We start from the raw sequence: 19,037 nt of genomic DNA on the forward strand, positions 1-19,037 counted from the left end.
CATGAGAACACTGGTGGCCGGCGTGGGGAACGTCTTCCTCGGCGACGACGGCTTCGGCGTGGCGGTCGCCCGCCGCCTCACCGCCGCCGGGGTGCCCGACGGGGTGCGGGTCGGCGACTTCGGCATCCGCGGCATCCACCTCGCCTACGAGCTGACCTCGGGATACGACCTCACGATCCTCGTCGACGCGGTGCCGTCGGGGCTGGCCCCCGGCACGCTCAGCGTCGTGGCGCCGGCCTGCCCGGACGCGGAGCGGGCCTTCGTGGACGCGCACGCGATGACGCCCGAGGCGGTGCTCACCCTGGCCTCCGGGCTCGATCTCCCGTGGGGCGGCAGGGTCCTGCTCGTCGGCTGCGAGCCTGCCGACGTGACGCCGGGGATGGACCTGAGCCCGCCGGTCGCGGCGGCCGTCCCCGAGGCCGCCGACCTCGTGCTCGCACTCATCACGCACGAGTTCGCGAAGGAGGCGGGGAGATGAAGGGGTTGGGGAAATGCTGAAACGCCTGGTCCTCATGCTGGTGGCAGCCCTGGTGGCCGCGCTGGTCGTCCAGTCGCTGCCCGACATCCGGCGCTATCTGCGGATCAGAAGGATGTGACCCTGATGCACGAGTTCGGGATCGCCGAGGCCGTGCTCGAGGCCGTGGAGCGCCGGGCCAAGGGCAGGCGGGTGCGCCGGGCCCGGGTGCGGGCGGGCGCGCTGCTGCGCATCGCCCCGCAGGCCCTCGACCAGGCGTTCTGCCTGGCCTCCGCGGGCACGGTCGCCGAGGGTGCGGCGCTCGACCTGGTCGTCGAGCCCGTACGGCTCATCTGCCGGGGCTGCGGGCACTCCGCCCTGTGCGCCGACCCGCTCACGATCTGCGGCCTGTGCGGCGGGATCGACATCGACAGCGAGGGCGGGGACAGCCTCGTCCTCGAATCCGTCCAGCTCGACCCCGGCGCCACTGCGGAGGTGTCCTATGTGCCTGGGCATTCCGGGCGAGATCGTGGAGATCCCGCCCGGTCAGACTGACCTCGCCAGGGTCGACGTGAGCGGGGTGCGGCGGGTCGTCAACATCGGCCTGCTGGACGGTCAGCCGCTGCGGCCAGGCGACTGGGTCCTGATCCACGTCGGCTTCGCGCTGTCGAAGATCGACGAGGCCGAGGCCAGGGCCGCGCTGGAGTTCCTGGAGGGCATCGGCCAGGCGTACGAGGACGAGCTGGCGGCGCTGCGTGACTCGTCCATAGAGAGGTGAAGGACCCATGCGCTTCGTCGACGAGTATCGCGACGCGGACAAGGCGCGGGCGCTGTCCGCCAGGATCGCGAGCCTGTGCGAGCCGGGCCGCACCTACAAGTTCATGGAGGTGTGCGGCGGCCACACCCACACCATCTACAAGCACGGGCTGGAGGACTACCTGCCCGAGACGATCACGCTGGTGCACGGCCCCGGATGCCCGGTCTGCGTGATCCCGATGGGCCGCGTGGACGACGCGATCCACATCGCCGAGCAGCCCGACGTGATCATGACGTCGTTCGGGGACATGATGCGGGTGCCGGGCGGGCGGGGATCGTTCTTCGACTCCACGGCCCAGGGCGCCGACATCCGCATGGTCTACTCGCCGCTGGACGCGCTGAAGATCGCCCGCCGCGAGCCGGACCGCCGGGTGGTCTTCATGGCCATCGGGTTCGAGACCACCACGCCGTCGACCGCCATGACCGTGCTGCGGGCCGCGGCCGAGGACGTGCGGAACTTCTCGGTCTTCTGCAACCACGTGACGATCATTCCCGCGATCAAGGCGATCCTGGACTCGCCCGACCTGCGTCTCGACGGCTTCATCGGCCCCGGCCACGTCTCCACGATCATCGGCTGCCGGCCGTACGAGTTCATCGCCCGCGACTACGGCAGGCCGCTGGTCGTGGCGGGGTTCGAGCCGCTGGACATCCTCCAGTCGGTCTACATGCTGCTGCTCCAGCTCGCCGAGGGCCGGTCGGAGGTGGAGAACCAGTACGCCCGGGTCGTGCCGTGGGCGGGCAACGTCAAAGCCCTGCGGGCCATCACCGAGGTGATGGAGCTGCGGCCCTACTTCGAGTGGCGGGGCCTCGGCTTCATCTCGCACTCGGCGCTGCGCATGCGGGAGAAGTACGCGGCGTACGACGCGGAGCGGCTGTTCGACATCCCCGGCAACCGGGTGGCCGACCCCAAGGCGTGCCAGTGCGGCGAGGTGCTCAAGGGCGTGCTCAAACCGTGGGAGTGCAAGGTGTTCGGCACGGCCTGCACGCCGGAGACGCCGATCGGCACCTGCATGGTGTCATCCGAGGGCGCCTGCGCGGCCTACTACAACTTCGGCCGCTTCTCCCGGCAGCGGGTGAGGGAGGCCACGAGGTGACCGAGACCCGGGCGACCCGCGAGGAACAGGTCCTCGAACGCATCGACCGCGCCCGGCAGCGGAAGGCCCGCGTGCGCGAGGAGCACATCACGATGGCCCACGGCGCGGGCGGCAAGGCGACCCAGACGCTGATCGAGGCGGTGTTCCTCGACGCGTTCCGCAACCCGCTGCTCGAACCGCTGGAGGACGGCGCGGTCTTCGCCGCGGGCGGCGCGCGGCTCGCGTTCACGACCGACTCCTACGTGGTCTCCCCGCTGTTCTTCCCCGGCGGCGACATCGGCGACCTCGCCGTCAACGGCACCGTGAACGACCTTGCGGTGTGCGGGGCCCGGCCGCTGTACCTGTCGGCCGGTTTCGTCCTGGAGGAGGGCTTCCCGGTCGAGGACCTGCGGCGGATCAGCGCGTCGATGGCGCGGGCCGCCGCGGCGGCGGAGGTGTCGATCGTGACCGGGGACACCAAGGTGGTGCAGCGCGGCAAGGCCGACGGCTGCTACGTCACCACGGCCGGGGTCGGACTGCTGGAGCGGGATGCGCCTCTCGGTGTCGCGCACGCCCGGCCCGGCGACGCCGTCCTCGTGTCCGGCCCGATCGGCGAGCACGGCGTCACGATCATGCTGGCCCGGGGCGAGCTGGACATCGAGGCCGACGTGACGTCGGACACCGCCCCGCTCAACGGCCTGGTCACCGCCCTCCTGGCCGCCGTGGGCGGAAAGGTGCGGTGCCTGCGGGACGCGACCCGGGGCGGCGTGGCGACGATTTTGAACGAGATCGCCCGCGCCTCCGGCGTCGCCGTCGTGGTCGAGGAGGACGCGGTGCCCGTACGGCCCGCCGTACGCGGGGCCTGCGAGCTGCTGGGCATCGACCCGCTCTACGTGGCCTGCGAGGGCCGGATGGTCGTGGTCGTAGCCGGGGACGGAGACGGGGACGGGGACGGGGACGCGGAGGGGGGCGTTGCCGACGCCGCGCTCGCCGCGCTGCGGAGCCATCCGCTCGGCGAGGGCGCCGCGATCGTCGGCCGCGTCCAGGACGACCCCCCGGGTCTGGTGCTGCTCAAGACCGCCTTCGGCGGCACCCGGATCGTCGACGTTCTGGTCGGCGACCCACTGCCCCGCATTTGTTAGACGGGCACGTTTGTCAGACGAGCACGTTGCCGCCGTCCACGGTCAGGACGGTTCCGGTGGCGAACGGCTCCGTCATCAGGAACAGATAGGCGCGGGCGATGTCCTCGACCTCGCCGACCCGCCCCGCCGGGATCGAGGCGCCGATGCCGGCGTACATCCGCTCGCGCTCCTCCTCTCCCATCGCCGACCACAGCGGCGACCGCACGAAGCCGGGCGACACGACGTTCACCCTGACGGGCGCGAGCTCGACGGCCAGCGCCTTCGTCAGCGCCTCCATGGCGCCGCAGATGCTCGCCGCGACCGCCCAGCCCGGGCCCGGCCGGTCCTTGGCGATGCCGGTCGTGAGGGTGATCGAGCCGTCCTTGCGCAGGTACGGCAGGGCGGCGCGGACCGCCCCCAGCGCGCCGAAGTAACGCAGCCCGAAGAAGTCGCGTGCCGCGTCGAGGTCGAGCGTGTCCACCGGCATCATCGTCAGCGGCTCACCGGCCGTGTAGACGAGGTGGGAGAACTCGCCCAGGTCCTCGAAGAGCCGGCCCACGGCCCGCGCGTCGGTGAGGTCGGCGACCCGGCCCTCGCAGCCGTCCGGCAGCAGGCTCAGCGCCCGCTCGACGCTGGAAGGCCTGCTGGAGGCGACCGTGACCACGGCGCCCTGTCGCGCGGCCGACTCCGCGGTGGCCAGTCCGATGCCCGATGTGCCGCCGAGCACGACGACGCGCTGCCCCTGCAGATCCATGACTCGTCCTTGTGGTTAGGGGATCTCGACCCCTTCAGGATGGGCCCGCCCCGGCGCCGCCGTCCAAGACCCTCTGCCTCGCCTGTAATACCCTGAGGGCATCAGAGCCGAGAGGATGCGCTGGTGGACGTCGATCTACGAAAGCTGCGATATTTCGTCGCGGTGGCCGAGCGGCTGCACTTCGGACGGGCGGCCGAGGCGTTGCACATCGCGCAGCCCGTGCTGTCGCGCCAGATCCGGGCGCTGGAGAGCGAGCTGAAGGTGCAGCTCTTCGTGCGCGACAGGCGGGCCACCGAGCTCACCCGCGCGGGCGAGCAACTGCTCGCCGACGCCCGCCCGCTGCTGGCCTCGGCCGAGGCGCTGCGCCGGCGGGTCGGCCGCGCCGCACGCGGCGCCGACACCTTCACCGTGGGGTTCATGCCCGGGCTGATCGTCACTCCGGCGGTCCGGGCGCTGCGCGAACGCCACCCCGGCCTGACGGTGGAGGTCGTCCGTACGACCTGGGACGACCAGGCCGACGCCATCCGCGACGGGCGGGTGGACATCGGCTATGTGCGCCTGCCGATCGACCAGCGCGGGCTGCGCGTGCGGCCGCTGATGGACGAGCCGCGCGTCGCCGTGCTGCCCTCCGGTCACCGTCTGGCGGGCAAGGACGCGATCGGCATCGCCGACCTCGCCGACGAGCACCTCCTCCAGCACCCCGACGCCGTGCCCGAGTGGCGCGACGTCGCGACCGAGCTGCGGGGCTCGGCTCCGCGTCGCCCCGCGCCGGTCTTCCACGCCGTGGAGGAGAAGCTCGAACACGTCGCCGCGGGCCACGGCATCATCGTCCTGCCGCTGTCGGTGGTGACCTTCTACACCCGGCCCGACGTCACCTACGTGCCGGTCGCCGACATCCCGCCCAACCAGGTGTGCCTGGCCTGGGACAGCTCCCGCCGCACCCCGCTGATCGGCGAGTTCGCCGCCATCGCGGCGGCGACGGCGGCCTGACCGAGGCTGACGCCGCCGTCGTTCGGGGGGACGCGGTGGTGGGTGAGCACCGTGAAGCCGCGCTCCTCCAGCAGGGTCACGGCCCGGCCGAGCAGCAGCAGGTTCTGGAACACCCCGCCGGACAGCGCGACCGTGGACAGGCCGCAGGCCGTCCTGATCAGCGCGCAGCCGTCGGCGACGACGCGGGCCACGGCGTTGTGGAACCGCGCGGCGACGACGTCGCGGGGCACGCCCGCCCGCAGATCGTCGGCGACCGCGCGGACCAGCTCCGCGCCCGGCACGGTGAACCCCGCTCCCGTCTCGACGAGGCGGCAGGGGTAGGCGTCGTCCACCCCGGGATCGGCGAGCTGCTCGAACTCGACCGCGGCCTGGCCCTCGTAGGTGATCGCGTCGCGGACCCCCGCGACCGCCGCCACCGCGTCGAACAGGCGGCCCATGCTGGAGGTGAGAGGCGAGTTGACGCCCCGGCGGGCCAGCGCGACGACGGCCGCCCACTGCCCGGCGTTGCGCCGTACGACGTCCAGGTCTTCGGGGACGTCGCCGTCGTAGGCGAGGTCGAGATAGACGGCGGCCATGCGCCAGGGCTGCCGGATCGCGGTCACGCCCCCGGGCATCGGCACCGGCGCGAGGTGGCCCGCCCGTTCGAAGCCGGTCAGGTCGGCGACGAGGAACTCGCCGCCCCACAGCGTGCCGTCCGCGCCGTAGCCGAGGCCGTCGAAGGCCACTCCCGCGACCGGGCCCGCGACCGTGCAATCGACGCCGTTGTCGGCCAGGCAGGACGCGATGTGGGCGTGGTGGTGCTGCACGCCGACGAGGTCCGCGTCCTGGTCGAGCGCCCACTTGGTGGACAGATAGTCGGGGTGCAGGTCGTGCGCGACGATCTCGGGCGTGATGTCGAACAGCCGCCGGAAATGCTCGACTCCCTCGGTGAACGACCGCAGGGTCTCGTAGTTCTCCAGGTCGCCGATGTGGTGGGAGACGAACGCACGGTCACCCTTGACCAGGCAGAACGTGTGCTTCAGCTCGGCGCCGCAGGCGAGCACGGGCCGGGCCGCCGCGACGGCGAGCGGCAGCGGGTGGGGCACGTATCCCCGCGACCGCCTGATCGGCAGGTCACGGCCCCGGAAGACCCGTACGACCGAGTCGTCCGTACGGATGTGGATGGGGCGGTCGTGGGTCAGGAAGGCGTCGGCGATGCCGCCGAGCCGTTCCAGGGCGTCGTCGTCCCGGTAGGCGATCGGCTCGTCGGACACGTTTCCGCTGGTCAGCACGATCGGCTCACCAACCCCCCGGAGCAGCAGGTGGTGCAGCGGGGTGTACGGCAGCAGCACCCCCAGCCACCGGTTGCCGGGTGCCACGGACGGCGCCACGAGTAAGTCATCGAGCCGCCGCAGCAGCACGACGGGGCGGGCGGGGCCGGTCAGCAGGCGCTCTTCGGCCGGGTCCACCACGCACAGCCGCCGCGCCGCGGCCAGGTCGCCGGTCATCACCGCGAACGGCTTGTCCTCGCGGTGCTTGCGCGACCGCAGCGCGGCCACGGCGGGTTCGTCCGCCGCGAGCGCCGCCAGGTGATAGCCGCCGAGTCCCTTGACCGCCAGCACGCCGCCCTCCCGCAGCAGCCGTACTGCCCGCGCGAGCGGATCACCGGGTCCCTCGGGACCCACGAACCGCAGCAGGGGGCCGCAGGCGGGGCAGCACACGGGCTGGGCGTGGAAGCGCCGGTCGCCGGGGTCGTGATATTCGCGGGCGCAGTCCGCGCACATCCGGAAGCCCGCCATCGTGGTGGTGGCCCGGTCGTAGGGCACGTCGCGGACGATGGTGAAGCGCGGGCCGCAGCCGGTGCAGTTGGTGAAGGCGTAGCCGCACCTGCGGTCGGCCGGGTCGCTCAGGTCGCGCACGCAGGCGTCGCAGGTCGCCACGTCCGGCGAGACGAGCGCGTGCCGGTCCCCACCGGCCGCGCTCGGCGCGATCACGAATGTGCCGCGGCCGGTGACGGGCGCCGGGGCCGTGCTGATCCGCTCGATGACCGCCAGCGGCGGCGGGTCGCCGGTCAGCGCGGCCAGGAACTCCTCGACCGGCGCGCTGCCGCCCTCGACCTCGATGAAGACCCCGCGTTCGTCGTTGCCGACCACCCCGGCGAGGCCGAGCCGCGTGGCGAGGCCGTACACGAAGGGCCGGAAGCCGACCCCCTGCACGATCCCCTCGATCCGGACGGCGACGGCACGCCTGCTCACCCGCCCATTGTCTCAGCCCGGATATCAGGCGGGCAGGTCGAGCACGTCGTCGAGAGCGACGACCTCGATCAGGTGGCGCAGATAGGGGGTGAGGGCGACGATCCGGAAGGCCGTCCCGCGCTCCTGCGCGCCGGTGTAGGCGTCCATCACCACCGCCATGCCCGACGAGTCGATGAACTTCAGCCCCGCCAGGTCGAGTTCGAGCACGCCGACGCCCTCCGCGAGCGCCTTGGCCACCTCCGCGGACGCCTCGTCCGTCGTGGTGAAGTCGAGCTCGCCGGTCATCACCAGGCGCGCCGTGCCGGGCTCGGGAGTGAGCGACTCGACCCGGAACGCGGGCGTGTCCTGCATCAGACCCTCGTCTCTGCTCGTTGATCGGCACATGCCGCGGCGACGCCCTCGTCCAGCACCAGGCGGGTGTCGGGGCAGTCCGTCAGCACATCATGGAGAGCACGCAGCCCGCGCACGACGGACTCCGCGGGCACGTTCCTGGCCGCCAGGACCTGGCAGGTCCAGGTGACGAAGCCGGTGAACAGCGCGGGGTCGTGGACGTACATCGCGGCGATCAGATAGTCGGCGATGTGACCGAGATCCTCGCCGGTGTCGTCCCCGAGCCTGTCCATGACGCGGGACAGCAGTTCGGCGCGGTGCCGGGCCAGATAGGCGTACTCCTCGCCGCCGAGACGGGCCGCGGCGGCGCCGTCGTGGGCGGCGGGAAACGACGGCAGCCCGGCGGCGAGCCGGTCGGCCGCGGCGTCGGCGCTGGGCGCCCAGGCGTCCGCGCCGAGCAGGCGGGCGTAGCGGCCGTCGGCGCCGAACCCCGCCCCACCGGCCAGCACGGGAACGCCCACGGCCTGGCAGGCCGAGATGGTGGCGTGCGCGCGGGGCAGCCGGGTGGCCAGCGTGCAGCCGAGCGCGACCACGTCGGGCCCGGTCTGGTGCAGGTGGGTGATCAGGTGCGGGCCGGGCACGCTGGCCCCCAGGAAGTCGACCCGCCATCCCCGCAGACGCAGCACCTCCGCCATGATGCGGGCGGGCAGCGCGTGATATTCGCCGTCGGCGCAGGCCACGGCCACCCGGCCGCGGGTCGCCGCGGGGCGTACGCGCCCGCTGACGGCGGCCACAACGCGCTCGCTGACCGCGGTCGCGCCGTGCTCGCGCGCGACCGTCCACTCGTTCGACGCCCACAGCTCGCCCACCCGGCGCTGGCCGGCGGCGACGACCCGCAGCAGCGCGTCCTCGGCGGGCACGCCCTCGTCGATCAGGCCCAGGACCAGGTCGACCGCGCCGTACTCGTCGGCCCGGCCGATCAGGTCCAGGTAGTGCTCCGTCGCCGCCGCCAGGTCCGTCGTCACCATGTCGTCATCCCTGCCGTCACCCCTGTCTCCCCGCGCGTACGGCGAGCAGGGCGCGGTCGTCCTGCAAGCCGGTGGCAGGAGCGCCGCCCAGCCATTCCGTGCTGAGTTGTTCCAGCCGTTCCACCAGGGCCTCGACCGGCATTCCCGCGCAGGTGGCGAGCGCCGCCTTCAGCCGTTCCTCACCGAACATTTCCCGGCCGCTCGGGCCGCCGAACGCCTCGGTGATGCCGTCGCTGTACAGCAGGCACACCTCGCCGGGTGCGAGATCGAGTGTGACGGGCCACAGGCTGATCTGCTTCAACGCGCCGAGGATGGACCCCCGCGCGGCGACCTCCTCCACCGTGCCGTCCCGGCGCAGGACCAGCGGTGGCGGGTGCCCGGCCACAGCCAGGTCCACCAGCACGTGATCGCCGGGTGCGGCCCGCAGCGCGGCCAGGATCATCGTCACGTACGAGTGCGGCGACGGGGAGGCGAGCAGCGACCGGTTCAGCAGTTCGAGCAGCCGGTCGGTGCGGCTTTCCAGCAGCAGCAGCGTGCGCAGGCTGTGGCGGACCTGACCGGCCAGGACCGCCGCGCGGGCGCCCTTGCCGCAGACGTCGCCCAGGATGACCAGCGGCGGCCGCTCCACGATCCCGTCGCCGGTAGCCGCGTCGGGCAGGTAGACGTCGTAGAAGTCGCCGCCGATGGCGCCGGCCTGCTGCGAGGCCCGCAGCCGGCCCGCCACCCGCATGCCCTCGATCTCCGGCAGGTCCGGCGGCAGCAGATCACCGGTCAGGATGGCGTTGATCGTGCTCTGCTCCCGGAACAGGGAGGCCGCGGAGATCGCGGCACCGGCCCGGATCGCGAGGTCGCGCGCCATCCTCTGGTCGTCGTCGCAGAACGGCGGCCGCCCAGCACGGCGGGCGAGCACGATCGCCCCGGCGGGCACGCCGTTGCCGGGCAGCGGGAGCACCAGCAGGTGGCCCAGGGGCCCGAACCCCTCCGGCAGCAGCCACTCCGGCGCGCCGCCCGGATCCTGCAGCCCTGTGTCTCTTGGGACATGCAGCCCTGTGCCACCGTGCCGCAGGCCCGCGAGCGCGTCGGTCAGGCCGGGCACCTCCGCCGCCTCGGCGGCCGGCAGAGTGCCCTCCTCCGCGCCGGGCCGGCCGGAGACGGCGCGCACCCACTCCATCCGGCGGCGGGCGGTGGACGGCAGCAGCACGACCGCCATGTCGCACAGGAAGTCGGCGGCCAGCTCCGTCGCGGCCCTGGCGCACCGGTGCGGGTTGAGCGAGGCGGACAGGCGGCGGCCGGCCTCCAGCAGGAACTCGGTCCGCGGCGCCGCGTCCAGATCGGAGAGATACCAGGCGAGGCGGCCGTCGCCGACCGCTTCGGCGCGAATCCGGATCGCCCGGCCGCCGTGGATCATGGTCCGGCCTTCGGGGGCGGACGGGACGGGCCCGAGCGGCGCGGGCGCGGGCAGGCCCGGCTCGACTCCGGGCATCAGGCGGACCGCCGCCGCGTTGACCAGCGTCACGACGCCGTCAGCGTCGCACAGCACGACGCCCTCGGCGCTGCCGTCGAGCAGCGCCGTCAGGAGGTCGGGAGCCGGCCTGACCGCCCCATGTGGCGGGCCTGCCGAACCGGTGGCGCCTTTCACCTGTGCGTTCCCGTCATGGTGGCCCCCGATTCCTGTCAGTTACTCCAGGGTACCTTTGCCCCTCCTCTGCCCGGATGCGCCGATGTGGAAGGTGCCCGCGCTCACTCGGAGGGGTCGTCCTGTAGCAGGACGAGGGCGGCGGCGCCGAACAGCCCGGCGTCGCGTCCCAGGGAGGTCGGGTCCACCCGCAGGCGTCGCAGGAAGCCGAGCCCGGCGTTCCTCTCGATCGCCCGCCTGAGCGGGCCGAACAGAATCGGCCCCGCGGCGGCCACGCCCCCTCCGATGACGACGTGGTCGAGGTCGAACAGGGCGGACGCCGTGAGCACGGCGGTGGCCAGCGCGTCGGCCGCGCGCCGGAAGGCGGTCACGGCGGTGGGGTGCCCGGTCCGGGCGTCGGCGGCCAGCGCCCTGGCATCCGCACCGGTCCAGCCGTTCGCGGTGGCCCAGCGGACCATGCCGGGCCCGCTCGCGATGGTCTCGACGCAGCCGACGCCGCCGCAGGGGCACGGCTCGCCGCCGGGATCGACGGTGATGTGGCCGATGTGCCCGGCGTTGCCGGTCGGGCCGACGTACGGCACGCCGTCGAGGACGAGGCCGCCGCCGACGCCGGTGGAGACCACCATGCCGAGCATGGCCCGGCTCCGCGCCGCGCCGTCGCCGCCCAGGCCGCGCCACCACTCCCCGAGTGCCATGCACTGGGCGTCTCCGGCGAGCCGTACGGGCCGGCCGGGCAGCACCTCGCGGAGCGTGTCGACCAGCGGGAACTCGCGCCAGGCCGGGATGTTCACCGGGCTGACCGTGCCCTTGCGGGGGTCGAGCGGCCCGGCCGAGCCCACTCCGATGCCGTCGAGCCGGGCGGGCGGCACGCGCTCGGTGATCCGGCCCACGACCTCGGACAGCGTACGGTCGGCCGACCCGGGGCCGCCCAGCGGCACCTCGGCGCGGGCCAGCATCTCGCCGTCGGGCGCGACGGCCGCGGCGGCGAACTTCGTGCCGCCGATGTCCACCGCGAGGACGGTCATCGCCGCATCCCCAGCCCCTCCATCGCCATACTTAACCGGATAAGGTGCGGCCAAGGTATTGGGTGGGCCACCACCACGTCAACGGCTGATCACCTGTGTGATCCCTACGGTACTCCCGCGAGTCTCCGCCTCCGCGAGAAGGCCCGGCCAGCGCGGGTGACCGGCCCGTCGCGGGGTACGCCGCGAGTGATCGGCCGAACCGGTTAAGCACGAAAGGTTCACCACAAGATGGGGGTATCCGTAATTCCGATGGGTTAGGTAGGGTTAGCGGGTGCATTTCGACTACACCATGGCGATCGGCTCGTTCCTGGTCGCCGTCGTCGTCGGCCTGACCGGTATGGGCGGCGGGGCCCTGATGACGCCCATGCTCGTGACGTTCTTCGGCGTGCCGCCCCTCGCCGCCGTCTCCAGCGACCTCGTCGCCGCCGCCGTCATGAAACCGGTGGGCAGTCTCGTGCACCTGCGCCGGGGGACGGTCAACCTGCGGCTCGTCGCCTGGCTGTGCGCGGGCTCGGTCCCCGCGGCGTTCTGCGGGGTGCTCATCGCCCGCGCGCTGGGCCGGGGCGAGGCCGTGCAGGAGGTGATCGAGAAGGGTCTCGGCATCGCCCTGCTCATCGCGGCCGGGGGCCTGGCCGTACGCGGTTATCTCGCGATGCGCGACCGCGCCGAGGGCCGCACCCCGGAGACCGGCCGCCGCACCGCCGCTCCCGGCGAACCGGCCGCGACCGAGATGCCCTCCGTCGCCGTACGGCCGCTGCCGACCGCACTGGTGGGAGCCGTCGGCGGGCTCGTGGTCGGGATCACCTCGGTCGGCTCCGGCTCCCTGATCATCGTGGCCCTGCTGGCGCTCTATCCCGCCCTGAAGGCCAACCAGCTCGTCGGCACCGACCTTGTGCAGGCCGTGCCGCTCGTCATGTCGGCCGCGCTCGGGCACCTGCTGTTCGGCGAGTTCACGCTGTCGATCACGGTCGCGCTGCTGGTGGGGTCAATCCCCGGCGTCTACCTCGGCTCGCGGATCTCCTCACGCGCCCCCGGCGGGCTGATCCGCCGCGTCCTGGCGTTCGTGCTGCTCGCCTCGGCGCTGAAGATGTTCGGCGCCGGCAACACCCAGACCATCTGGGCGCTGGTCGCCGTGCTGCTGCTCGCCCCGGCGTTCTGGATGGTCCTGCGGGTGCGGTGCGGCCTGCCCGCGCTCCCCTGGAGGCGGGAGGCCCAGACCTCGTCTCACGTCTGAAGATCACGCAGGGCGGGCAGGAGCTCCTTCTCCGACCACTCGAAGAACTCCCGCTGGCGCTCCCGTCCGATCTGCACGAGCGCGATGTGGGTGAAACCGGCCTCGGCGTACTTCCGTACGGCCTCGACCACGGCCCCGGGATCCGCGCCGCAGGGCACCTTCTCCGCCACGTCCTCCGGCCGCACGGTCTCGGTGGCGGCGGCGAAGTTGACCGGCGCGGGCAGCTCCGACATGACCTTCCAGCCGGCCACCGACCAGCGCCACAGGCGGTGCGCGCGTTCGACCGCGGCGTCCCTGTCGGGGTCGTAGCAGACGGCGAGCTGGCCGTAGACGGGCTTGCCCTCGCCGCCGGACGCCGCGAACCTCTCCACCAGCGACCCGTCCGGGTCCGTCGCCACGAGGCCGTCGCCGAGCTCGGCCGCGATGTCCACCGACTGGTCGCCGGACGCGGCGACCGCGACGGGCACCGGCCGTTCCGGCAGATCGAACAGGCGGGCCGAGTCGATGTCGAAATACTCGCCGCGATAGTTGCGGTAGCCGCCCTGGAAGAGCTCCTTGATGACCTCGATGGCCTCGCGGAACATCTCGTGCCTGGTGTTGACCGGCGGCCAGCCGTGCCCGATCACGTGCTCGTTCAGGTTCTCGCCCGCGCCCACGCCGAGGGTGAAGCGGCCGTCGCTGAGCACCCCCATCGTGGCGGCCTTCTGCGCCACCACCGCCGGGTGATACCGCATGATCGGGCACGTCACGTACGTCATCAGCGGCAGCCGCTCGGTGGCCTGCGCCACCGCGCCCAGCACCGACCAGGCGTACGGAGAGTGGCCCATCTCCTCCAGCCACGGGAAGTAGTGGTCGGAGACGACCGCGTAGCCGAAGCCCGCCCGCTCGGCGGCGACCGCGTCCTCCACCAGCTCCTTGGCGGGCGACTGCTCGGACATGAGGGTGAATCCGATCTCTGCCATACGACGACCCCTACCCATGTCCGTACGGCCGATGACTCGAACAGCGAGGCGCCCGGCCGAGCCCGTTCAGAGCGCCCGGTGGTACTGGACCGGCCAGCGCCCACGCGCGCCGAGCTCGCCCGCCGCGTCGTTCGGCCAGTAGGGGTTGCGCAGCAGCTCACGCCCGAGCATCACCGCGTCGGCCTGCCCGGAGGCCACGATCTCCTCCGCGTGGCGCGGCTCGGTGATGAGCCCGACGGCCGAGGCGGCGATGTCGGTCTCCGCCTTCACCCGGGCCGCGAACGGCACCTGATAACCCGGTTCCAGGGGGATGCGGGCACCCGGCACGTTGCCGCCCGTCGAGACGTCGAGTAGATCCACCCCGTGGGCGAGCAGTTCCTTGGCCAGCCGTACGGTGTCGCCGGCCGTCCAGCCCTCGCGGGGGTCCTCGGGGTTCTCGCTCAGCCAGTCGGTGGCCGAGATCCGGAAGAACACCGGCAGCTCGTCCGGCCACACGGCGCGCACCGCGTCGGCCACCTCGAGCGCGAGGCGAGCCCGGTTCTCGAAAGTGCCGCCGTACGCGTCGGTGCGCCGGTTGCTGAACGGCGACAGGAACTCGTGGATCAGGTAGCCGTGGGCGCCGTGGATCTCCACCACCGTGAAGCCCGCCGCGAGCGCGCGGCGGGCGGCCGCGGCGAAGGCGTCCACCAGCCGCCGGATCTCCGCCTCGCTCAGCTCCTCCGGCACCGGATAGCCCTCGTCGAAGGGGATGGGGCTGGGCGCGACCGGCCGCCACCCGTGGTCATCGGGGCCGACCGGCCCGCCGCCCCGCCACGGGAGGCCGGTGGACGCCTTGCGCCCGGCGTGGGCGAGCTGGATGCCGGGCACCGCGCCCTGCTCGGTGACGAACCGGGTGATGCGGCCGAACGCCTCCTGCTGGCGCTCGTTCCACAGCCCGAGATCGGCGGGGCTGATCCGGCCCTCCGGGGAGACGGCCGTGGCCTCGACGATGATCAAACCGGCCCCGCCCGCCGCCCGGGAGCCGAGGTGGGCGAGATGCCAGTCGGTGGGGACGCCCTGCCCGGGCCCCTCCATCGCCGCGCTGTACTGGCACATCGGCGGCATCCAGACGCGGTTGGGAATGGTCAGGTCCCGCAGTTTCAGGGGCTCGAACAACGCGCTCACGCCGCTCTCCTCTCGTCACGGTCCTCATCACGGCGACCTTTGTACGATAATCTTCGTAGTACGAGAGATGTCAAACTACGACGAACGTCGTACAAGGAGGGCCGCGATGACGCCCCAGCCCCGGACGCTCGACCACCCGGATCCCTCCGAGATCCGGCTGGAGGCCGTCCTGCACGCGCTGTCCGATCCCGTACGCCTCCAGGTGGTGCGCTTCCTCGCCGGCAACGGCGAATCCTCCTGCTCGGCGATCGACCTCGCGGTCAGCAAGTCGACGACCACCCACCACTTCCGCGTGCTCCGCGAGGCGGGCGTGATCAGGCAGGTCTACCGGGGGACCGCGAAGATGAGCTCGCTGCGCCGGGAGGATCTCGACGCCCTCTTCCCCGGCCTGCTCGACACCGTCGTCCGCGCGTACGACGCCCAGGCCGCCAGGGCGACGTAACCGTCCAAACCAACTTGACCAGTTACGCACTTTGCCGTACCTTTGTGACTGGCTAAGAAATCTAAGACAGTTACAACGGCGAGCTGGACGGTAATGATGTTCTACGACTACTCCCTGGCCACCGAGCGCCTCACGGAGTTGCACCGCGAGGCCGACGACGCCCGCGTCGCCAACCGCCTGGTCGCGGCCCGGCGCTGGTCACGCCTCGCGTCCTGGGCACAGCGTCACGCCCACAGGGCGAGCCGCGACCTCGGCTGACGGCCGTCACCGCATCGGCCGGGAGAGGAAAGGCCGATGCGTACGACACGCGACATCCGCACGGCGGTGGTGAAGCCGATCAGCGCCGACCTCATGGAGGACGCCGGCACCGGCCTCGACTACGGCGCCCGGCCCGACCGCCTGCCGGGCCTGATCACCCCCATCGACCGCTTCTTCGTCCGCAACCACGCCCCGACCCCCCGCGTCGACCCGAAGACCTGGACGCTGCGCGTGGAGGGCGGCGGCGTGCGCCGGACCATCGACTACACCTACGACGACCTGTGGCGCCGGTTCCCGCTCGTGTCCGTCGTCCGCACCCTGGAGTGCGCGGGCAACCGGCGCGCCCTGTTCGGCGCCGAGCACGGCCACCGGTTCGAGGGCGTGCAGTGGCACCGCGGCGCCATCGGCACGGCCGAGTGGACCGGGATTCCGCTGCGCGACCTGCTCGAACCCGCCGGCCTCACGGACGCCGCCGTCGAGGTGATGCCGGAAGGGCTCGACGAGGCGCGCGGACGCCGCCCGATGCCCCTCGCCAAGGCCCTCGCCCCCGACACCCTGCTCGCGCTCGCCCTGAACGGCGAGATCCTGCCGCCCGACCACGGCTTTCCGGCCCGCGTGGTGGTCTCCGGCTGGCTCGGCGCGGCGAGCATCAAGTGGGTGGGCCGGATCGAGGTGTCCGACCGGCCGCTGAGCGTGCCGTGGAACACCGACGACTACGTGATCGTCGGCCCCGGACGTCCGGCCGTGCCGATCACCTCCACGCCGGTAGCGAGCCTGGTCGAGCTGCCCTGGCCCGCGCGGCTGCACCCAGGACCGCAGACGATCCGCGGCCGGGCGTACGCCGGGGAGGACCGGGTGACCGCCGTCGACTACCGGATCGACGACGGCCCCTGGCGGCCCGCCGTCCTCGACGGGCCCGGCCTCGCGGGCGTCTGGACCCGCTGGCGGTTCACCTGGGACCCCGCCCCCGGCGCCCATGTCGTACGGGTGCGGGCCACCGACGAGCACGGCCGCACCCAGCCCGAGGTCACCCCCATGAACGACCTCGGCTACTGCCACACCTCGGTGCTCCCCCACCCCGTCCTGGTCGCCTAGGGAACGAGGACGACCTTGCCCGTGGTGGCGCGGGTCTCCAGCGCGGCGTGCGCGGCGGCGGCGTCCTTGAGCGGGAAGCTCTGCACCAGCGGGACCAGCTCACCCGACCCCGCGGCGGCCAGCGCCCGCTCCTCCAGACCCCGCAGGCCGCCCGGCCGCTTCAGCACCCGCGGGCCGATCCCCACCGCCGCGGTGATGCCGCGCTGGTAGAGGTCCTCCGTGGTCAGCGCGGTCGGGCCGCCCTCGGCGTCCGACCAGCCGAACAGCACGATCCTGCCGCCGACGCCGAGCAGCTCCAGCGTCGCCCGTCCGATGGTCCCGCCGACGCCGTCGAGCGCCAGCGTGACCTCCCGGTCGCCGAGGAGCGCCCGCACCTCGTCGGGCCAGCCGGGAGCGGTGTAGTCCACGGCGTGGTGCGCGCCCAGCTCCCGCACCCGGCTCACCTTGGCCGGGCCGCCGGCGAGCCCCACGACCGTGGCGCCGGCCCGCACCCCCGCCTGCACCAGTAGGTTGCCGATGCCCCCGGCGGCCGCCGTCACCACCATGACGTCGTCCGCCCGGATCTCCGCGACGTCGAGGATGCCCATCGTGGTCCGGCCGGTGCCGATCATCGCCACCGCCTCGCCGTACCCCAGGCCGTCCGGGATCTCGTGGATCGCCGCGGCGTCCCGTACGGCCAGCTCGGCGTATCCGCCGGGCACCATGCCGAGGTGGGTCACGACCCGCCTGCCGATCAGGCCCGGATCGACCTCTGGGCCGACGGCGTCGACGACCCCGGCGACCTCACGGCCGGGAATCGTGGGCAAATCAGGGACGGGGATCGGGCCGCCTCCGTACTTCCCGGCCCGCAACACGGTGTCGACGAGGTGCACCCCCGCCGCCCGTACGGCCACGCGCACCTGGCCGGGCCCGGGCTCGGGATCCTCGGCCTCCTCGTAGACGAGATTCTCGGCGGGGCCGAAAGCGTGCAATCTGATCGCGTACATGCGTCCGTTATAGGTTTCCCGGCCGCGTCTCCACATCGGGCGCTGGTCCTAGGTCTCCCGGCGTGAGCCGATCGGCGAGCTCGCTGTCACGCTCTTCCCGACCGCCGAGCTGCCGCTGCCCGTGGCGTGTCTCGCTTTCGCGCACGGAAATCCGGCGAAAAAGTGGAGTCACAGAGTTATGGCGTTCTTCGTTGGGTTTTCCCTCGGAGACCCTTATGCTCGCACCAAGTCCTCTTTACTACCATGAGTGAGGAGACATTGCGTGGCTGATGACGCGCCGCCACCCGGTATCGATGCGGGCGTCCCCAATCCCGCACGCATGTACAACTATTTCCTCGGCGGAAAGGACAACTTCGCGGCAGATCGGGAAGCCGCGGAGCGGATCATGAAGGTCGCGCCCGAGGCCCCCGCGCTGGCCCGCCGCAACCGCGCGTTCCTGCGCCGGGCCGTACGCCATCTGGTTGCCGAGGCAGGGATCCGGCAGTTCGTGGACATCGGCACCGGGCTGCCGACCGAGGGCAGCGTCCACGAGGTGGCGCACGAGATGGACCCCGGCGTCCGGGTGGCGTACGTGGACAACGACCCGGTGGTGCTCGCGCACTCCCAGGCGCTGTTGTCGGGCACCACCGCCACCACCGTCACCGTGCACGGGGACCTGCGGCGTCCCGAGGAGATCCTCGCCGACCCGGAGCTGCGGTCGCTGATCGACGTCTCGGAGCCGGTCGCCATCCTGCTCGTGGCCGTGGTGCACTTCCTGACCGACGACGACAAACCGGCCGAGCTCGTCGCCCGCCTGCGGGAGTGCGTCGCCCCGGGAAGCCACCTCGTGCTGTCGCACGTCACGGACGAGGAACGGGCGGGCGACGCCCGCGAGGGGGCGGCCGTCTACCGGCAGGCCAGCAGTGGTGTCACGCTGCGGAGCCGCGAGCAGATCCACGAGCTGTTCGGCGGCTTCCGGCTCATCGAGCCGGGCCTCGTGCCGCTGGACGAGTGGCGGCCCGACGACGAGAACCTGCTCGCCCGCCAGGCCGGCCGCCACCTGCCCACGTGGTTCCTCTGCGGGGTCGGCCGCACGCCCTGAAAAGGCCGTGAATATTGTGTTACGTCCTGCGTGTACCTATTTCTTCCTTTAGGGGCAATACGCCAGGCTATGCGACATGCTCAAACGCACCAGGTTGTTCGGGCAGAAGACCCGCGTCACCTTCGCCCTGCCCATTGACGAGCCCTCCGGGACGGTCAGCGTCGTGGGCGACTTCAACGACTGGCTGCCCGGCCGCCACGAACTGCTGCCGCGCAGGAACGGCACCCGCACCGTGTCGGTGATCCTCCCGCCCGGCGCGCACCGGTTCCGCTACCTCGCCACGGGCGGCGTGTGGTTCGACGACGACAGCGCCGATCAGGTGGACGAGCAGGGCAGCGTGCTGCACCTCTGACT

The 19,037-nt window shown here is 72.6% G+C and carries 21 protein-coding genes; 12 read left to right on the forward strand and 9 right to left on the reverse strand.

The features are described from left to right. The first annotated feature begins 1 nt into the window (after position 1). The 5 genes from HCK04_RS36805 (at position 2) to hypE (ending at position 3,485) form a co-directional block, all read left to right on the forward strand. The gene (locus HCK04_RS36805; protein ID WP_142651957.1) at positions 2–478 is read left to right on the forward strand and encodes a hydrogenase maturation protease; all 477 of its coding nucleotides are present in this window, start codon (positions 2–4) and stop codon (positions 476–478) included. 123 nt (positions 479–601) lie between these two features. Beyond that, complete coding sequence (locus HCK04_RS36810; RefSeq protein WP_142651958.1) at positions 602–1,009, forward strand: hydrogenase maturation nickel metallochaperone HypA; 408 nt, start codon at positions 602–604, stop codon at positions 1,007–1,009. Continuing rightward, a complete protein-coding gene (locus HCK04_RS36815) occupies positions 984–1,232 on the forward strand; it encodes a HypC/HybG/HupF family hydrogenase formation chaperone (RefSeq protein ID WP_312845790.1) in 249 nt (82 codons plus the stop codon). Before HCK04_RS36810 ends, HCK04_RS36815 begins: the two co-directional genes overlap by 26 nt. 7 nt (positions 1,233–1,239) lie before the next feature. Further along, positions 1,240–2,364 carry a hydrogenase formation protein HypD gene (hypD, locus tag HCK04_RS36820; RefSeq protein WP_142651960.1) on the forward strand — a complete coding sequence of 375 codons (1,125 nt, stop codon included), beginning with the start codon at positions 1,240–1,242 and terminating at the stop codon, positions 2,362–2,364. Then, complete coding sequence (gene hypE, locus HCK04_RS36825) at positions 2,361–3,485, forward strand: hydrogenase expression/formation protein HypE (protein WP_312845791.1); 1,125 nt, start codon at positions 2,361–2,363, stop codon at positions 3,483–3,485. The genes hypD and hypE overlap by 4 nt, the downstream gene beginning before the upstream one ends. Before the next feature lie 13 nt (positions 3,486–3,498). Here the strand turns inward: hypE and HCK04_RS36830 are convergent, their stop codons facing one another. After that, a complete protein-coding gene (locus HCK04_RS36830; protein WP_142651961.1) occupies positions 3,499–4,218 on the reverse strand; it encodes an SDR family oxidoreductase in 720 nt (239 codons plus the stop codon). Between the two features lie 123 nt (positions 4,219–4,341). On the opposite strand from HCK04_RS36830, the gene HCK04_RS36835 reads away from it, so the two are divergent. Beyond that, positions 4,342–5,208, forward strand: a complete 867-nt coding sequence (locus HCK04_RS36835) for a LysR family transcriptional regulator (protein WP_142651962.1) — start codon at positions 4,342–4,344, stop codon at positions 5,206–5,208. On the opposite strand, the gene hypF is transcribed toward HCK04_RS36835, so the two are convergent. The 5 genes from hypF to HCK04_RS36860 all read right to left on the reverse strand — a co-directional run bounded on the left by hypF (position 5,094) and on the right by HCK04_RS36860 (position 11,461). Then, positions 5,094–7,442, reverse strand: a complete 2,349-nt coding sequence (hypF, locus tag HCK04_RS36840; RefSeq protein WP_142651963.1) for a carbamoyltransferase HypF — start codon at positions 7,440–7,442, stop codon at positions 5,094–5,096. The two genes, HCK04_RS36835 and hypF, sit on opposite strands and share 115 nt — an antisense overlap. Before the next feature lie 24 nt (positions 7,443–7,466). Continuing rightward, positions 7,467–7,793, reverse strand: coding sequence for an STAS domain-containing protein (locus tag HCK04_RS36845; RefSeq protein ID WP_168066563.1), 327 nt, complete (start codon positions 7,791–7,793; stop codon positions 7,467–7,469). Next, positions 7,793–8,800 (reverse strand): cobalamin-dependent protein, encoded by a 1,008-nt coding sequence (locus HCK04_RS36850; protein ID WP_142651965.1) that lies wholly within the window; start codon positions 8,798–8,800, stop codon positions 7,793–7,795. Before HCK04_RS36850 ends, HCK04_RS36845 begins: the two co-directional genes overlap by 1 nt. A gap of 16 nt (positions 8,801–8,816) precedes the next feature. After that, a complete protein-coding gene (locus HCK04_RS44495; RefSeq protein ID WP_142651966.1) occupies positions 8,817–10,439 on the reverse strand; it encodes a SpoIIE family protein phosphatase in 1,623 nt (540 codons plus the stop codon). Positions 10,440–10,540: 101 nt separating this feature from the next. Continuing rightward, a complete protein-coding gene (locus HCK04_RS36860; protein ID WP_142651967.1) occupies positions 10,541–11,461 on the reverse strand; it encodes an ROK family protein in 921 nt (306 codons plus the stop codon). A gap of 271 nt (positions 11,462–11,732) precedes the next feature. Here HCK04_RS36860 and HCK04_RS36865 point away from each other — a divergent pair, with 271 nt between their 5' ends. Next, positions 11,733–12,695 (forward strand): sulfite exporter TauE/SafE family protein, encoded by a 963-nt coding sequence (locus HCK04_RS36865; protein WP_260617538.1) that lies wholly within the window; start codon positions 11,733–11,735, stop codon positions 12,693–12,695. Here HCK04_RS36865 and HCK04_RS36870 read toward each other — a convergent pair. Both HCK04_RS36870 and HCK04_RS36875 read right to left on the reverse strand, forming a co-directional pair. Then, positions 12,686–13,657 carry an LLM class F420-dependent oxidoreductase gene (locus tag HCK04_RS36870; protein WP_142651968.1) on the reverse strand — a complete coding sequence of 324 codons (972 nt, stop codon included), beginning with the start codon at positions 13,655–13,657 and terminating at the stop codon, positions 12,686–12,688. The genes HCK04_RS36865 and HCK04_RS36870 overlap by 10 nt on opposite strands. A 66-nt stretch (positions 13,658–13,723) precedes the next feature. Then, a complete protein-coding gene (locus tag HCK04_RS36875; protein ID WP_142651969.1) occupies positions 13,724–14,821 on the reverse strand; it encodes an NADH:flavin oxidoreductase/NADH oxidase in 1,098 nt (365 codons plus the stop codon). 106 nt (positions 14,822–14,927) lie between these two features. On the opposite strand from HCK04_RS36875, the gene HCK04_RS36880 reads away from it, so the two are divergent. From HCK04_RS36880 to HCK04_RS36890, 3 genes are all read left to right on the forward strand, one after another. Further along, the gene (locus HCK04_RS36880) at positions 14,928–15,263 is read left to right on the forward strand and encodes a helix-turn-helix transcriptional regulator (RefSeq protein WP_142651970.1); all 336 of its coding nucleotides are present in this window, start codon (positions 14,928–14,930) and stop codon (positions 15,261–15,263) included. A gap of 93 nt (positions 15,264–15,356) precedes the next feature. Next, on the forward strand, positions 15,357–15,521 hold the full coding sequence (locus tag HCK04_RS36885) for a hypothetical protein (RefSeq protein WP_168066566.1): 165 nt from the start codon (positions 15,357–15,359) through the stop codon (positions 15,519–15,521). A gap of 36 nt (positions 15,522–15,557) precedes the next feature. Next, positions 15,558–16,616 carry a sulfite oxidase gene (locus tag HCK04_RS36890; RefSeq protein ID WP_142651971.1) on the forward strand — a complete coding sequence of 353 codons (1,059 nt, stop codon included), beginning with the start codon at positions 15,558–15,560 and terminating at the stop codon, positions 16,614–16,616. Here HCK04_RS36890 and HCK04_RS36895 read toward each other — a convergent pair. After that, complete coding sequence (locus HCK04_RS36895; protein WP_142651972.1) at positions 16,613–17,602, reverse strand: zinc-binding dehydrogenase; 990 nt, start codon at positions 17,600–17,602, stop codon at positions 16,613–16,615. The genes HCK04_RS36890 and HCK04_RS36895 overlap by 4 nt on opposite strands. Before the next feature lie 262 nt (positions 17,603–17,864). On the opposite strand from HCK04_RS36895, the gene HCK04_RS36900 reads away from it, so the two are divergent. Both HCK04_RS36900 and HCK04_RS36905 read left to right on the forward strand, forming a co-directional pair. Further along, positions 17,865–18,683, forward strand: coding sequence for an SAM-dependent methyltransferase (locus HCK04_RS36900; RefSeq protein WP_221890025.1), 819 nt, complete (start codon positions 17,865–17,867; stop codon positions 18,681–18,683). Positions 18,684–18,759: 76 nt separating this feature from the next. Beyond that, complete coding sequence (locus HCK04_RS36905; RefSeq protein ID WP_142651973.1) at positions 18,760–19,035, forward strand: isoamylase early set domain-containing protein; 276 nt, start codon at positions 18,760–18,762, stop codon at positions 19,033–19,035. Positions 19,036–19,037 lie beyond the last annotated feature (2 nt).

Source organism: Microbispora sp. CL1-1 (genome assembly GCF_012034195.1).
Taxonomy (GTDB): Bacteria; Actinomycetota; Actinomycetes; order Streptosporangiales; family Streptosporangiaceae; genus Microbispora.

Bases quoted from the DNA above. Each gene is read 5' to 3' on its own strand.
- HCK04_RS36845 (WP_168066563.1), bottom strand. From the start codon at position 7,793: ATGCAGGACACGCCCGCGTTCCGGGTCGAGTCGCTCACTCCCGAGCCC.
- HCK04_RS36805 (WP_142651957.1), top strand. From the start codon at position 2: ATGAGAACACTGGTGGCCGGCGTGGGGAACGTCTTCCTCGGCGACGAC.
- HCK04_RS36895 (WP_142651972.1), bottom strand. From the start codon at position 17,602: ATGTACGCGATCAGATTGCACGCTTTCGGCCCCGCCGAGAATCTCGTC.
- HCK04_RS36885 (WP_168066566.1), top strand. From the start codon at position 15,357: ATGATGTTCTACGACTACTCCCTGGCCACCGAGCGCCTCACGGAGTTG.
- hypD (WP_142651960.1), top strand. From the start codon at position 1,240: ATGCGCTTCGTCGACGAGTATCGCGACGCGGACAAGGCGCGGGCGCTG.
- HCK04_RS36880 (WP_142651970.1), top strand. From the start codon at position 14,928: ATGACGCCCCAGCCCCGGACGCTCGACCACCCGGATCCCTCCGAGATC.
- HCK04_RS36890 (WP_142651971.1), top strand. From the start codon at position 15,558: ATGCGTACGACACGCGACATCCGCACGGCGGTGGTGAAGCCGATCAGC.
- HCK04_RS36850 (WP_142651965.1), bottom strand. From the start codon at position 8,800: ATGGTGACGACGGACCTGGCGGCGGCGACGGAGCACTACCTGGACCTG.
- HCK04_RS36905 (WP_142651973.1), top strand. From the start codon at position 18,760: ATGCTCAAACGCACCAGGTTGTTCGGGCAGAAGACCCGCGTCACCTTC.
- HCK04_RS36810 (WP_142651958.1), top strand. From the start codon at position 602: ATGCACGAGTTCGGGATCGCCGAGGCCGTGCTCGAGGCCGTGGAGCGC.
- HCK04_RS36870 (WP_142651968.1), bottom strand. From the start codon at position 13,657: ATGGCAGAGATCGGATTCACCCTCATGTCCGAGCAGTCGCCCGCCAAG.
- HCK04_RS36830 (WP_142651961.1), bottom strand. From the start codon at position 4,218: ATGGATCTGCAGGGGCAGCGCGTCGTCGTGCTCGGCGGCACATCGGGC.
- HCK04_RS36860 (WP_142651967.1), bottom strand. From the start codon at position 11,461: ATGACCGTCCTCGCGGTGGACATCGGCGGCACGAAGTTCGCCGCCGCG.